The organism is Streptomyces sp. CB01881 (genome assembly GCF_002953255.1).
GTDB lineage: Bacteria > Actinomycetota > Actinomycetes > Streptomycetales > Streptomycetaceae > Kitasatospora.
In genome coordinates this window covers 9166461-9181745 of the sequence record NZ_CP026498.1, presented here as the reverse complement: position 1 = coordinate 9181745, position 15285 = coordinate 9166461, and the positions used below count along the sequence as shown (strand labels likewise).

At 73.4% G+C, this 15285-nt stretch carries 4 protein-coding genes; all 4 read right to left on the bottom strand.

Features of this window, described 5'->3' with window-relative positions:
- The coding region (locus C2142_RS30285) for a non-ribosomal peptide synthetase (protein ID WP_162002585.1) at positions 1-11596 on the bottom strand (11596 nt) is incomplete at its 3' end.
- A complete protein-coding gene (locus C2142_RS30280) occupies positions 11593-12981 on the bottom strand; it encodes a condensation domain-containing protein (protein ID WP_208693239.1) in 1389 nt (462 codons plus the stop codon). The genes C2142_RS30285 and C2142_RS30280, both read right to left, overlap by 4 nt.
- A gap of 356 nt (positions 12982-13337) precedes the next feature.
- The gene (locus C2142_RS30275) at positions 13338-13583 is read right to left on the bottom strand and encodes a chaplin (RefSeq protein ID WP_148645874.1); all 246 of its coding nucleotides are present in this window, start codon (positions 13581-13583) and stop codon (positions 13338-13340) included.
- A 258-nt stretch (positions 13584-13841) separates the two neighbouring features.
- Positions 13842-15188 carry a M20/M25/M40 family metallo-hydrolase gene (locus tag C2142_RS30270; protein ID WP_241002863.1) on the bottom strand — a complete coding sequence of 449 codons (1347 nt, stop codon included), beginning with the start codon at positions 15186-15188 and terminating at the stop codon, positions 13842-13844.
- Positions 15189-15285 lie beyond the last annotated feature (97 nt).

Below are 15285 nucleotides of genomic sequence, written 5' to 3'. Positions count from 1 at the left end.
TGATCTCCTCGGTCTGGGCGTGGTCGTGGAGGTGGCGGGCCCAGTCGCGGAACGACGTGGTCTTGGCCGGCAGGACGATCGGCTGCTCCGGGCTGCCGGACAGCGCCTGACGGTAGGCGTCCTGGAGGTCCTCCAGCAGGATCCGCCAGGAGACCCCGTCCACGGCCAGGTGATGGATCACCAGCAGCAGCCGGCCCGGCCGGTCCTGCCCCAGGTCGAAGAAGACCGCCCGCAGCAGCCAGCCCGCGGCCAGGTCCAGCGACGCCTGCGCAGCCGCCGCCAGCCGCTCCACCGCCGCGGACTGCTCACCCACGGGCACCGCGGACAGGTCCTCGACGTCCAGCAGCCGCGCCGGCAGCCCCTCCAACCCGGCCTGCTCCAACGCCCAGCCGCCCCCGGCCCCGGCCCCCGGCCCCCCGGCGGGCACCAGCCGCAGACGCAGCGCGTCGTGGTGACGCGCCAACGCACCCAGCGCGCGCTCCAGCGCCCCCCGGTCGACCCGGCCGCGCGAACTCAGCACCACCGCCTGGTTGTAGTGGTGCGGCGCCGGCGAGCGCTGCTCCAGGAACGTGTGATGGATCGGCGTCAGCGGAACCGCCCCGGTCACGATCCCCTGCTCGGCGTCGACCACGGCCGACTCCTCCACCGGGACCGCCACCGCCGCCAGCTCCCGCACCGTCTGACACGTGAAGGTCTGCTTCGGCAGCACCACCCAGCCCGCCGCCCGGGCCCGCGCCACCACCTGCAGACTCGCGATCGAATCCCCGCCCAACGCGAAGAAGTTGTCGTCCAGCCCCACACGCTCCACACCCACGACACCCGCCCACACCGCCGCCAACGCGATCTCCGCAGCAGTCTCCGGTGCGGCGTAGCCCTCCTCGGAGCCGGCGGCCGAGGGCGCGGCGGCGGCCAGGGCCTTGCGGTCCAGCTTGCCGTTCGGGGTCATCGGCAGGGCGTCCACCAGCGCGAAGGCGGCGGGGACGAGGGCGGCAGGCAGCCGGCGGACCGCCAGGGCCCGCAGCTCGCTCTCCAGACCGGCCGTGCCGGCGTCGGGGCGCGGGACCACGAAGCCGACCAACCGGGGCTCGCCCCCCGTTTCCGGCCGGGTCACCACGGCGGCCGCGGCCAGCACGGCCGGGTGGCCGGCCAGTACGGCCTCCACCTCGCCCGGCTCGATCCGCAGACCGCGGAGCTTCACCTGGTCGTCGAGGCGGCCGAGGAACTCCAGGTTGCCGTCGGCCCACCGGCGGACCCGGTCACCGGTGCGGTAGACGCGGCTGCCCGGCGTGCCGAAGGGGTCCGGCAGGAACCGTTCGGCGGTGAGAGCGGGCCGGTCGAGGTAGCCGCGGCTGACGGCCGGGCCGCCCAGGTACAGCTCGCCCGCGACACCGTCGGGAACCACCCTGCCGTACCGGTCCAGCACGTACGCCCGGGTGTGGCGCAGCGGCTTGCCGATCGGCACCAGGGCCTCGTCCGTCCGCTCCCCCGCCGCCGGCCGGGTGTCCTCGAAGCAGGTGTTGTCGACGCTGGCTTCGGTGAGCCCGTAGGAGTTGAGCAGCCGAAGCTCCGGCGATCCGATCGTGCGGGCCTGCTCGTAGTCACGGGCCGGCCAGGCGTCGGCGCCGCTCACCACCAGGCGCAGGGCCGGAAGCCGGCGGCCTTCGCCGTGTAGCGCCTGGGTGAGATAGCGCAGTACCACCGGGACGAACTCGGCGACGGTGATCTGCTGCTCGTCGAGCCTGGCGAGCAGGGCCGCCGGATCGAGCAGCAGGTCACGCGGGCACAGCACCAGAGCGGCCCCGGAGCCGAGTGCACGTGCGGCGTCCTCGGTGAAGACGTCGAAGGCGGCACTGGCCAGCTGCAACAGGCGGTCCCGCGGGGTGAGCCGGTAGGTCTCCTGCCACGCCGCGGCCCCGTTGGCCAGGTTGCGCCGGGTGACTTGGACGCCCTTGGGCCGCCCGGTCGACCCGGAGGTGTAGATGACGTAGGCCAGGTTGTCGGGTACGGCGGGGTCGGCGGGGCTCTCCGGCGACTCCTGTGCCAGTTCACCGGCCAGTCCGTCCAGTGCGAGCACCGTGATCCCGGCCGGCGCCGCGCCGGTCGCGGTGTCCGTCAGCAGCACCGCGATCCGCGCGTCCGAGAGGACGTAGGCGCGGCGTTCCGCAGGGTAGTCGGGGTCGAGCGGAACGTACGCGCCGCCGGCCTTGAGCACCGCGAGCAATGCGACCAGCAGGTTCGGTGAGCGGTCCAGCAGCAGGCCGACGCGGGTCTCGGGGCCGACGCCGTGCCGGCGCAGGATCCGCGCGAGCCGGTTGGCCCGCGCGTTCAGCGCGCCGTAGCTGAGCTGCCGGTCCCCGCACACGACGGCGACCGTGTCGGGGGTGCGCCCGGCATGCCGCTCGACGAGGGTGTGCAGGCAGTCCTCGGCATCGTCGAGCGGCCGCGCCGGATTCCGGTCGTCGATCAGCCGCTGCCGCTCGGCGTCATTGACCACCGCCAGCTCGCGCAGCGGGCGGGACTGGTCGGCCGCCATGCCGATGAGCAGCTCACGCAGTTGCTCCAGCAGCCCGCGGCTGGTGGCCGCGGTGTAGCGGTCGCGGGCGTAGAGGAGCATCAGGGGCATCCGGGGGCCGGGGGCCGCGCTCAGCGTGAGCGGATAGTTGGTCTGCTCGCCGCCCTGGCTCTGCTGGGCCTCCAACCCGGCCTGTTCCACCCCGGTGGCCTCGTCGGCCGGGAAGTTCTCGAAGACGACGATGCTGTCGAAGAGGCTCTGGCCCCGCGGCACCTCGCTCCAGCCCGCGATCCTGACCAGCGACGGGTAGGCGTACTGCTGGGCGTCGAGAACCTGGGCGTGCAGTTCGTGCAGCCACTCCCCCACACTGCGGTCGGGCGTGATCCGCACCCGCACCGGAAGCGTGTTGAGCAGCAGGCCGACCATGCGCTCGACGCCGGCCAGCTCCGGCGGCCGAGAGGCCACCGTCACGCCGAAGACCACGTCCTCCTCGCCGCCGTGCAGTCCGAGCACCAGCGCCCAGGCAGCGTTCACCAGCGTGCTCAGCGTCAGGCCGAGCCGCTGGGCAAGCCCTTGCACCTTCGCGGTGACCGGCTCGGGCAGCCGGATCTCCTCCTGCGCGTAGCCGTCCGCCGGGCGCGCGTCGGTGGCCACCTCGGCCGGCAGGGCGGTGGGCGCGCCGAAGCCGGCCAGCCGCTCCCGCCAGAACGCCTCGGCGTGCGCCTGGTCCTGCCGCTCCACCCACGCGATGAAATCGCGGTAGGACGGGGACGGCGGCGGCGTGTGGGTCCGTCCCTGCTGGGCCGCCTCGTACCGGGCGAACAGCTCCTTCATCACCAGCGGCACCGACCAGCCGTCGAGCAGGATGTGGTGGTGTGTCCAGATGAGCTGCCAGACGTCGTCGTCGAGCCGGACCACGGTCAGCCGGACCAGCGGGGCGGCCGCCAGGTCGAAGCCGCGGTCCCGGTCCTCCCGCAGGAACGCGCCCAGCGCCTCCTGCTGCTCGGCGTCGGTACGGTCCCGCCAGTCGTACTCCGTCCACGGCAGCGGCACCCGGTGGTGGACCAGCTGCAGCGGCCGGTCCAGCTCCTCCCAGTGGAACGAGGTGCGCAGCACGTCGTGGTGGTCGATCAGTTCCTGCCAGGCCTCGCGCAGCCGCACTGGGTCCAGTGCACCGCGCATCCGGCCGGACATCTGCACGATGTAGACGCCGCTGGCGGGGGCCTGGACGGTGTGGAACAGCATGCCTTCCTGGAGCGGTGACAGCGGGTAGACGTCGGCGACGTCGGCGCCCGCCACGAGCCCGTCCAGCGCGGACTGTTCGAGCCCGGCCAGCGGGAAGTCCGCGGCCGGCACACGTCCGGGGCCACTTGTGCGCCGCGCGGCCGTCACCACCGCAACCTCCCCGCGCAGCCGGTCCGCCAGCTGCCGCATCGTCTGCTCGGTGTGCAGCCGCGCGCTGTAGGTCAGGCGCAGCCGCAGCCGCCCGTCCGCCACCACGGCGGAGACGTCGAGCAGGTACGGCCGCCGGGCGCGCGGGTCCTGGTGCCGGCCGGTCGGCTCGGCGGCCGGCTCCCAGGGGGCCTCGCCGAGCAGCGAACGGCCGACCTGCCCCAGGTAGTTGAAGGAGACCGACGGGGTCGGCAGGCCGCGCAGCCCGGCCGTGGCGCGGTCGTCGCGGCCGTACCGCAGCAGGCCGTAGCCGAGTCCGCGCTCCGGTACGCTCCGCAGCCGCTCCCGCACCCGGGCGAGGGCCTCGCCCGGGTCGCCCTCGGTGTCCAGCAGCAGCGGGTAGAGGCTGGTGAACCAGCCGACGGTGCGCGACAGGTCGAGGTCGGATTCCCCGGCCTCGCGGCCGTGGCCCTCGACGTCCACCACGACCGGCCGGCGGCCGGTCCAGGCCGCCAGGGCCCGGCCCAGGGCGGTGAGCAGGACCTCCTGCGCGGAGGCGTCGTCCGCCGAACCGCCCGAGCGGGTCAGCTCGCGGGTGTCCTGCAGGCCGAGGGTGACCGTGACGCTCTCGGCGCAGTCGTAGGCGTCGGCCGACGGGTCAGCCGTGTCGGCGCCCGGTATCGATCCGGTGCCGGCGGTCAGGGTCTCGACCCAGTACGGGATCTGCTCCTCGGACCCGGCCGAACGCGCCCGTTCGGCCAGGTGCCCGGCCCACGCGCGGAAGGAGGTCGACTTGGCCGGCAGCCTGACGTCCCGGCCAACGGTGGCCTGCTGGTAGGCGACCGCGAGGTCGTCCAGCAGGATCCGCCACGAGACGGCGTCCACGCCCAGGTGGTGGACGACCAGCAGGAGGCGGTCACCGTCCTCGCCCAGGCGGACGTAGACCGCCCGCAGCAGGCAGCCGACAGCCAGGTCGAGGCCGGCCTGCGTCCGCTCAGCCAACTGCTCGAAGGCCTCCGCCCGCTCCGCGGCGGGCACCGCGGTGAGGTCCTCCACCGCGAGCAGCGGGTCCGGCAGGGCGTCCGGGCCGGCGTTGTCCATCGCCCACGTGCTCCCGTCGCGCCACAGCCGCAGCCGCAGGGCGTCGTGGTGGACGGCCAGCGCCCGCAAGGCGGACTCCAGGGCGTCCGTGGCCAGCGGCCTGCCCACCCGCAGCAGCAGCGACTGGTTGTAGTGGTGCGGTGCGACCACGTCCTGGTCGAGGAACCAGCGCTGAATGGGCGACGGCGGTACCGGCCCGGTCACCGGGGCGACCGGTTCGGCAGCCCGTCCGTCGGCGGTCCCGTCGCCGGTGAGCTCCGTGAGGGCCTCGGCGAGCCGGGCTACGGTCGGGTGCTCGAAGAGGAGCTTGGGGGTCAGCGGCAGCCCGAGGCGCGCCGCCCTGGAGACCACCTGGATGCTCAGGATGGAGTCGCCGCCCAGGGCGAAGAAGTTCTGGTCGCGGCCGACCCGTTCCAGGCCGAGTACCTGGCTCCAGAACTCGGCCAGGGCCTCCTCGACGGGGGAGCGCGGATCCTCGCCCTCCGGCGCCGCCGCGCCGGCGGTATCGGGCGCGGGGAGCCGGTCGCGGTCGAGCTTGCCGTTGGGCGTCAGCGGCAGTGTTTCGAGCGTGACGAACGCCCGCGGGATCATGTACTCGGGCAGGGCGCGTGCGCAGAAGGCGCGCAACTCCGCTTCGCCCGGCCCCGGTTCGCCCGGCCCCGGTTCGCCCGGCCCCGGTTCGCCCGGCCCCGGTTCGGACACCACGTAGGCGACCAGACGGGCGCTGCCGGGGGTGTCCTGCCGGGCCAGCACGACGGCCTCGCGGACGGCCGGGTGGCGGCTCACCGCGGCCTCGACCTCGCCGAGCTCGATCCGGAAACCCCGGATCTTGACCTGGTGGTCGTTGCGGCCCAGGAAGGCGAGGGTGCCGTCGGCGAGATAGCGGACCCGGTCGCCGGTCCGGTAGAGCCGGGCGCCGCCGACCGTACCGAACGGGTCGGGGACGAACCGGTCGGCCGTCAGCCCGGGTCGGCCCAGGTAGCCGCGGGCCAGCCCCGGGCCGCCGAGGTAGAGCTCACCCGGCACGCCGACCGGCACCGGCCGCATCCGCTCGTCCAGGACGTAGATGCGGGTCCCGGCCACCGGGCGGCCGATCGTGACCGGCTCGCCGGGACGGCATTCGGCCCAGGTGGCCCAGATGGTGGCCTCGGTGGGACCGTACAGGTTGCCGAACCGACGCCCCGGCGCCCAGCGGTCGACCACCTCCTGCGGGCAGGCCTCGCCGGCCACCGTGATGGTCCGCAGCGCGGGCAGGGCCGCCTCCGGAAGCACCGCAAGCGCCGTGGGCGGCAGCGTGACCGTGGTGACGGCCTGCTCGTCCAGCAGCGTGAGCAGATCGGGTCCCGGCAGCAGCCGGTCGCGCTCGGCCATGAGCAGGCTGCCACCCGAGGCCAGTGCCATCACGACCTCGAAGACCGAGGCGTCGAAGCTGGCCGAGGCGAACTGCAGCACCCGGCTGCCCGGGCCGAGGCCGAAAGCGGACTGCTGCGCCCGGGCCAGCTCGGCCAGGCCCCGGTGGGTGACCATCGTGCCCTTGGGCGTTCCGGTGGAGCCGGAGGTGTAGATCAGGTAGGCGATCTGGTCCGGCGAGGTGGGCCGGGCCTGCTCCGGGGCGGACGTCCCGGCGTCGGCGGCGCGGTCCAGGCCGATCACCTCGACGCCCTCGTGCGGGAGCCGGTCGAGCAGGTCGTCGCGGGTGATCAGGACGGTCAGCCGGCTGTCGCGCACCATGAACGCCAGCCGGTCGGCCGGGTAGGAGGGGTCGAGCGGAACGTACGCGCCGCCCGCCAGCATCACGGCGAGAAGTGCGACCACCGTGTCGGGCGACCGCTCCAGGCTCACCCCGACCCGCACGTCCGGGCCGACGCCCAGGCCCCGCAGCTGCCGGGCCAGGCGGCCGGCCCGCGCGAGCAGCCCGCCGTACGTGAGCTGCCGGTCGCCGAACACGACCGCCACGGCGTCCGGGGTGCGGGCGCCCTGATCCGCGATCAGCTCCGCCAGGCCCGCTGCCGGGACGGCCGGAAGCGGGGTCCGGCTCCACTCCTCCAGGATCCGTCGGCGCTCGGGGCCGGTGATCATGACCAGCTCGCCCAGGCGGGTCTCCGGCCGGGCCGTCAGGGTCTCCAGCGCGGCGAGGAAATGGCCGGTGAGCCGGGCGATGCCGGTCGGCACGAAGAGGTCGACGCAGTACTCGAGGCTGCCGGTCAGACCGTCCGGGGTCTCGGTGAGGTTCAGGGTCAGGTCGAACTTGGTCCGGCCCCGGCCCGGTACGGAGTCGAGCGGGCGCACCTCGACCCCCGGCCACCGGGCTGTGGTCTCGGCGTACCGCTGGTAGTTGCACGCCACCTGGACCAGGGGCGCGTAGCTGAGGTCGCGGCCGGGGGCGAACTCGTCGACCAGCTGCTCGAACGGCACGTCCTGATGGGCGTACGCGTCCAGGCAGACCTCTCGGACGCGGGCGACGAGCTCGGCGAAAGTCGGGTTGCCGCCCAGGTCGGTGCGCAGCGCGAGCGTGTTGGAGAACAGCCCGATCAGCGGTTCGGTCTCGGGCACCGGCCGGTGGGCCACCGGGGTGCCGACGATGATGTCCTCGCTGCCGCTGTACCGCGCGAGCACCGTCTGGAAGACCGCCAGCAGCACCATGAACGGTGTGGCGCCGAGCCGGGTGCTGACGCCGCGCAGGGCCTCGGCCGCGGCCGGCGGCACCGTGAACGGGTGGCGCGCGCCCTCGTAGCCGATGGTCTGCGGCCTCGGGTGGTCGGTGGGCAGCGCGAGCAACGCGGGTGCACCGGCCAACTGGCCTCGCCAGTAGTCGAGATGGCCTGCCAGGGCGGCGTCGTGCAGCGAGGCTCGCTGCCAGATCGCGTAGTCGGCGTACTGGGCCGCAAGCTCGGGCAGCGCCGCGGTCGTCCCCTCGACGGCCGCGGTGTACCGGGCCGTGATCTCGCCGAGCAGCACGGACATCGACCAGCCGTCGGCGACAATGTGGTGGAAGCTGATCAGCAGTACGTGCTCGTCCGGCGCCAGCCGGAGCAGGAGCGACCGGAACAGCGGGCCACGGGCAAGGTCGAAGCGTCGGTCCGCCTCGGCCGCGGCCAGCTGCCGGACCACGTCGTCGCGTCGCTGCGCCGGCACCGACCGCAGGTCGACAACGGGCAGCGCGACCGGCGCCGCCGGGGCGATCACCTGCCGGGGTTCACCGCCGTCGGCGTGGAACGTGGTGCGCAGTGCCTCGTGCCGGGCCACCACCGCGCTCAGGCTGCCGGCCAGCGCCGCCGCGTCCAGCCGGCCGAGCAGGCGCACACCATTGCTGACGTTGTACAGCGGGGTCTCCGGCTCCCAGGCCTCGAAGAACCAGAGCCGTCGCTGGGCTGAGGAGAGCGGCAGCTCGTCCGGACGCGGCCCGGCGGTCAGCGGCCGCGCCCCGGCGGTGGCGCCCCCGCCCTGCCGCCGGGCATCGACCTCGGCGGCCAGTTCGGAGATCGTCGGCTTCTCGAACAGCACCCGCAGCGGCAGCTCGATCCGGAAGACCTTCCCCAGCCGGTTGTGGATCTGGGCGGCCAGCAGCGAGTGGCCGCCCAGGCCGAAGAAGTCGTCCGTCACTCCCACCCGGGCAACCCCGAGGACCTGCTGCCAGATACCCGCGATCACCTCCTCGGTGGGTGTCGCGGGGGCCCTACCGGCCTGCGGCGCGACACGCGGCGGATCCGGCAGCCGGGTCTCGTCGACCTTGCCGTTGGGGGTCAGCGGCAGTTCGTCGAGTGTGACGAAGGCGGCGGGTACCAGGTTGGCGGGCAGCCGCTCGGCACAGTACTCGCGCAGGCCGGCCGGTTCGGCGGCGGGCACCAGGTAGGCCACCAGCATGCCGTCACCGGACGCGCCGGCGCGGACCGTCACGGCGGCGCCGCGGACCTCGGGATGGCCGTTCAGTACGGCCTCGATCTCGGCCGGCTCGATCCGGACGCCGCGCAGCTTGACCTGGCGGTCGGCCCGGCCGACCGACTCCAGCCGGCCGTCCGGCCACCAGCGCACCAGGTCGCCGGTCCGGTACAACCGTTCGCCGGACGCGTTGCCGAAGGGGTTCGGCAGGTATGCCGCGGCCGTCTGGCCCGGACGTCCGAGGTAGCCCCGGGCCACGCCCCCGCCGCCGATCCAGAGCTCTCCGATCGCGCCTTGCGGCACCGGACGCAGGTCGCCGTCCAGCACGTGAACCCGGGTGTCGCTGATCGGGCGGCCGATCGGCGGCGGCCCGCTCTCCTCGGCCGACGGCAGTACGAGCCCGGCGACCGCGACGACGGTCGCCTCGGCCGGACCGTAGTTGTTCACCAGTTCGAATGGCAGGTCCCGCACCGGCCGACCGCTCATCCGGGCGCCACCCGCCAGCAGGCAGCGCAGCGCGGTGCCCGCCGGCCAGTCGAGGTGGATCACCTGCTCGGCCAGCGGGGTGGGCAGGAAGGACACCGTGCACCCCTGCTCCAGCAGCCAGCCGGGCAGCAGGTCGGGCTGGAGCCGCTCCCGCTCGGGGACCACGTGCAGGGTCGCCCCCGCGGCGAGCGCGGGCCAGAGCTCCACGTTGAAGGCGTCGAAGGACGGGCTGGCGAACTGGCTGAGCCGGTCGTGCTCGCCCGGCCGGTAGTCCTGGAGGTACCAGGCGACGAGGTTGCGCAGGTTGGCGTGGCTCACCATCACGCCCTTGGGCAGGCCGGTCGAACCCGAGGTATAGACCAGATAGGCCAGGTGGGCGGGGTCGGGGCCGTCGGCCGGGGGGACCGCCGGGCGGGCCGCAAGCTCGGCGGCCAGCGCGGGATCATCCAGGCACAGCCGTTCCACCGTCGGCGATTCGGCCGCCGCCAGGTCCCTCCGGGTGACCAGGATGCCCGCGCCGCTGTCGGCCAGCAGGTACGCCACCCGCTCCGCGGGGTAGGCCGGGTCTATCGCGAGGTAGGCACCGCCCGCCAGCCAGACGGCGAGCATCGACACGTAGAGGTCGGCCGAGCGTTCCAGGCACACCGCCACCGGTCGCTCCGGGCCGACGCCTGCCTCCCGCAGCAGGTGTGCCAACCGTGCGGCCCGCGCGAGCAGCGCGCCGTTCGTGAGCTGCCGCTCACCGTCCACCACCGCGACCGCGTCCGGCCGGGCGGCGATCCGGGCGGCGACGGTCGCCGCAACGGTGTCCGGAACGCCTTCGGTCGGCCCCCGGCTGCCCCAGTCCGTCGTCAGCCGGTCGAGCTCACCGGGCGACAGCATCTCGATCCGGTCGGCGTCGTGCTCGGCCGCGGTGGCCAGGCCCGCCAGCAGGCGCTCCAGGTGCGCGAGCAGGCGCTCGGCGGTGTCGGCGTCGTACCTGGCGGTGTCGTGGGCGAGGCGCAGGTGCAACCGGTCGTCCGCCGCCACCACCAGGGTGAGCGGGTAGTGCGTCTGCTCCCGCACCCGAAGGCCGCCGACCGACAACGCCCCCGTCTCGACGGTGCCCGAGGTCGCCAGCGGGTAGTTCTCGAACACCACGATGCTGTCGAAGAGCTGCGTTCCGCGCGGCACCTCGCTCCAGCCCTGCACGTCCACCAGCGAGCTGTGCTCGTACTGGCGCAGCTCGACCATCTGCTCCTGGCACTGCCGCAGCCAGGCGATCAGCGGCAGTCCGGTGTCAAGTCGCAGTCGCATCGGCAGCGTGTTGATGAACAGGCCGACCATCTGCTCGAAGTCGGCCAGATCGTACGGGCGGCCGGCGACGGTGGTGCCGAAGAGGACGTCCCGCTCTCCCGTGTAGCGGCCGAGCAGGAGCGCCCAGGCGCCCTGCACCAACGTGCTCAGCGTCAGCCCGTGGCGCCGGCCCGACTCGCGCAGCGCCGCCGTGACCGCCTCCGGCAGGCTCAGTGCCACGGTGGCGTGCCCGCCGTCCGCGCCGTGCTCGCCCGCGGCGGCCTCCCGTGCCGCGGGCAGCGGCGTGGGCGCGCCGACGCCTGCCAGGTGGGAGCGCCAGAAGGCCTCCGCCTGCGCCTGGTCCTGCTTGCGCAGCCAGACCACGTACTCGCCCAGGTCCGGCGCGGGCGCCAGTCCGGCCGCGGTTCCGGAGATCCCCTCCTGGTAGAGCGCCATCACCTCACGGAAGGCCACCGCGCGGGACCAACCGTCCAGGATCACGTGGTGGTTGCTCCACACCAGCTGGTGCGTCTCGTCGGCGAGGCGGACCAGGGTCAGCCGGAACAGCGGAGGGCGGGCCAGGTCGAAGCCGCGGACCCAGTCCTCGTGGGTCAGCGCCTCCAGCCGCGCCTCCTGCTCGGCGGCCGGCATCCCACGCCAGTCGTGCTCGCTCCAGGGCAACGCAACCTGACGGTGCACCACCTGGCGGGCCTGCGCCTGGTCGGTCCAGTGGACCGATGTCCGCAGCGTCCCGTGCCTGGCCAGGACCCCCGTCCAGGCCAGCCGGAAGGCCTCCGCGTCCAGCGGGCCCTGGATCCGGCAGGACACCTGTTCCACGTAGGCGTCCGCGCTGGACCCGAGCAGGCTGTGGAAGACCAGCCCCTGCTGCAGCGGGGACAGGGGATAGATCCGCTCGATACGCTGCCGTGCCGTTCCGCCCTGAGCGGTCATACCTCGTCATCCCCCATCAACAAGTCGTCCAACTGGTCGAGCAGACCGCCCAGTTCTTCCTCGCCCAGCCCGGATTCGGCGAATGCCGGATCGGCCGGGCCGTGCTCCGGCACGGCCGCCGGGCCGGCCGTGGCCAGCGCCCGCAGCTCGCCCAGGCAACGCTCCGCCAGCTCCTCGATCTCCCCCGACCGGTGCAGCGCCGGGTTGTACGACCAGCTGATCCGCAGCCGGCCTGCAACCACAACGGCCGTGACGTCCACCAGGTAGGGGCGCCGCCCCTGCGGGTCGACGGTGGGACCGGTGCTCTCCAGGCTGAGCTCGAACGGCCCGTCCGGGCCGCCGTCCGACATCTGGCCCAGATAGTTGAAACGCAGGGCCGGCGCCGGCAGGGACCGCAGTCCGGCCGTTTCGGCGCCGACCCGCCCGTAGCGCAGCAGTCCGAAGCCCGCCCCTGTGTCGGGCAGCGCGGCCAGTTCGGCCAGCCGCTCCGCGGTCCGGCGGACCACCTCGGCCGGCGAGTCCTCGGCGAGGGCCGTCAGGCGCAGCGGGTACAGCGTGGTGAACCAGCCGACCGTGCGGGACAGGTCGACGTCGGCGCGGTCGGTGTCGCGGCCGTGGCTCTCCAGGTCGATCACCGTGTCCGGTTCGCCGGTCCACTCGGCGACGGCCCGGCCGAGAGCCGCGAGCAGCAGCTCCAAGGCGCTGTGACCGCCCGGAGAACGGAGCAGCTGCGCGGTGGCCTCGGGGCTCAGCACCGTGGCCGCGGTCTCCGCCTCGCCGTGCCGGCCGGGCTCGCCGCGCAGCCTCCCGGCCGCCGGTACGGAAGCGAGGGTCCGCGTCCAGTAGGGGAGTTGGGCCAGCAGCTCGGCGGACTCGGCGCGCGTCGCGAGCCGCTCGGCCCAGGTGCGGAAGGCGGTCGTCCTGGCCGGCAGGCGGACCGGCAGTCCGCCGGCCGCCTGCTCGTAGGCGGTGGCGAGGTCGTCGAGCAGAATCCGCCAGGAGACGCCGTCCACCGCGAGGTGGTGGAAACCGGCCGCCGTGCCGGATGCCGAGGATCCGGAAGCGGAGGACCCGGAGGCCGAGGATCCCGAGGCGGAGGACCCCGAGGAGCTGTCGCCGCCGCCGGCCGGGTGCCCACTGCCGCTGGCGTTGGCGCAGTGGTTGCCGTACGCCGGGTTCAGCGCGCCGACCACGTCGACGGTGTTGCCGCAGGCGTTGATCGGCACCTCGACCGGCACCTGCACCGAGTTCCCCGAGGCCACGCCCGGCGAACCGGCCGCAACCCCCTGCGCCTCGGCGCCCGCGTAGGCGTAGCCGGCGGTCGAGGCCAGGACACTACCGGTGGCCACGGCCGTGAGGAGCCCCTTCTTGGCTACATTCCTCATATTTTCCCCTGACGTATCGAGACGACGTGATGACCTAAACGAAAGTCGGAATTTCCGAATAACTGGCTAGGTCTTCGGCTGCACAGGGGACAACGAGGCTGGGGCATCGAGGTTGAGCCGAACGAACCCGCTTCACCCGATCGAGCGAAACCACCCGCAGGCCATGGACAGGCGACCGGACAGCTCCGGGCGGATTCAGCGAGATCCCGAACGGGCCGGAGCGGGTCCCGGTGGCCGGGAGCAGGCCGGACGGGTCCGGGCAGAGAAGTGCCCCCGGTGCGGCGCGTCCGCCACCCGGGGGCCAAGTAGTCAACCCGATGACCAGCCTGTCAGCCGATCACACGGTCAACCTGCGCTCAGAAGTTGGCGCAGTGGTTGCCGAAAGCCGGGTTCAGAACGCCGATCACGCTGACGGTGTTGCCGCAGAGGTTCACGGGGATGTGCACGGGGATCTGCACCTGGTTGCCCGAAACCACGCCCGGCGAGCCGGCGGCGACACCATCGGCCACGGCACCGCCGTGGGCGGACGCAACACCGGCGGCGGCCAGCACCAGGCCGCTGGTGGCGGCGGTCACGGCGGCGATCTTCTTGACCTTCATCATTCCTCCTGTACGGACTGCGCAGCCCGTTCGGCGGGCTGCAAAGGAATGAACGAGGGTGTGGCAAACGGGGTACGGAACCTTTTCCCCATTCACCCGCAACGGTGATGCCTCGCACAAGATGTCGACCTGAAACCTCAGGGAGAAACGTTTCTCTGGATCATTTTTCCGCCGTCCCAAATCATTAGCTCGGACAATGCGGACGGCCCCGCCCCCGGGCACCCCGGGAACGGGCCGCGCCCCCGCACGGGGGCCGGTTGCTCAGCTGAGGTCGATGAACCGGTCCAGCACCCGGACGCCGAACTTCAGCCCGTCCACCGGCACCCGCTCGTCCACGCCGTGGAACATCCCGGCGAAGTCCAGCTCCGGCGGCAGCTGAAGCGGCGCGAAGCCGAAGCAGCGGATCCCGAGGTCCTGGAACGACTTGGCGTCCGTCCCGCCGGAGAGGCAGTACGGCACGGCGCGCGCGATCGGGTCCTCGGCACGGAGCGCGGTCTGCATCGCCTCCACCAGCGCGCCGTCGAACCCGGTCTCGATCGCCTTGTCCGAGTGCAGGCTCTCCCGCTTCACGCGCGGGCCGAGCACGCTGTCCAGCTCGGCCAGGAACTCCTCCTCGTAGCCGGGCAGGAAACGCCCGTCCACGTGCGCGGTCGCCTGCCCGGGGATCACGTTCACCTTGTAGCCGGCGCCGAGCATGGTCGGCTGGGCGGTGTTTCGCAGCGTGGTGCCGATCATCTTGGCGATGCCGCCCAGCACCCGCAGCGTCTCGTCCATGTTCTCCGGGTCGAGCTCGACGCCGAGCGCGTCCGACAGCTCGTCCAGGAAGGCCCGGACGGTCTTGGTGATCCGCAGCGGGAACTTGTGCCGCCCCAGCCGCGCGACCGCCTCGCACAGCTCGGTGATCGCGTTGTCGTCGTTCTCCATCGACCCATGCCCGGCCCGGCCCTCGACCGTGAGCCGCATCCAGTGCATGCCCTTCTCGGCCGTCTCCACCAGGTAGAGCCGGGTCTGGTCGTTGACGGTGAACGAGAAACCGCCGACCTCGCCGATCGCCTCGGTCACGCCCTCGAACAGACCCGGGTGCTTGTCCACCAGGTACCGGGCCCCGTACGTGCCGCCCGCCTCCTCGTCCGCGAGGAAGGCCAGCACCAGGTCGCGCGGGGGCTTGCGCCCGGTCCGCAGGCGGTCACGGACGACGGCCAGCGTCATCGCGTCCATGTCCTTCATGTCGACCGCGCCGCGCCCCCAGACGCACCCGTCCGCGATCTCGCCGCCGAACGGGTCGTACGTCCAGTCCGCGGCATTGGCCGGCACCACGTCGGTGTGCCCGTGGATCAGCAGGCCCGGACGCGACCGGTCCTCCCCCTCGATCCGCACCACCGTCGACGCCCGCCCCTTGGCCGACTCGAAGATCTGGGGTTCGAGACCGAACTCCGCGAGCTGTTCGGCCACGTACTCGGCGGCCTTCCGCTCCCCCGGCCCGGAGCCGTCGCCGTAGTTGCTGGTGTCGATCCGGATCAGATCGCGACAGATCTCGGCGACCTCCGACTCGGCCGTCACCTTCGGCGCCGCCGCCCGCCCCGCCGTCGACTCGCTCCGCTCGCTCACGGTCACTCCTCGTCTCAGCCCCGCACCGGCGCACCACCGCGCCACCCCCGGGACCTGCACCCGGGCCGTACGAGCACGTCCGCCCATACTCCCCCAG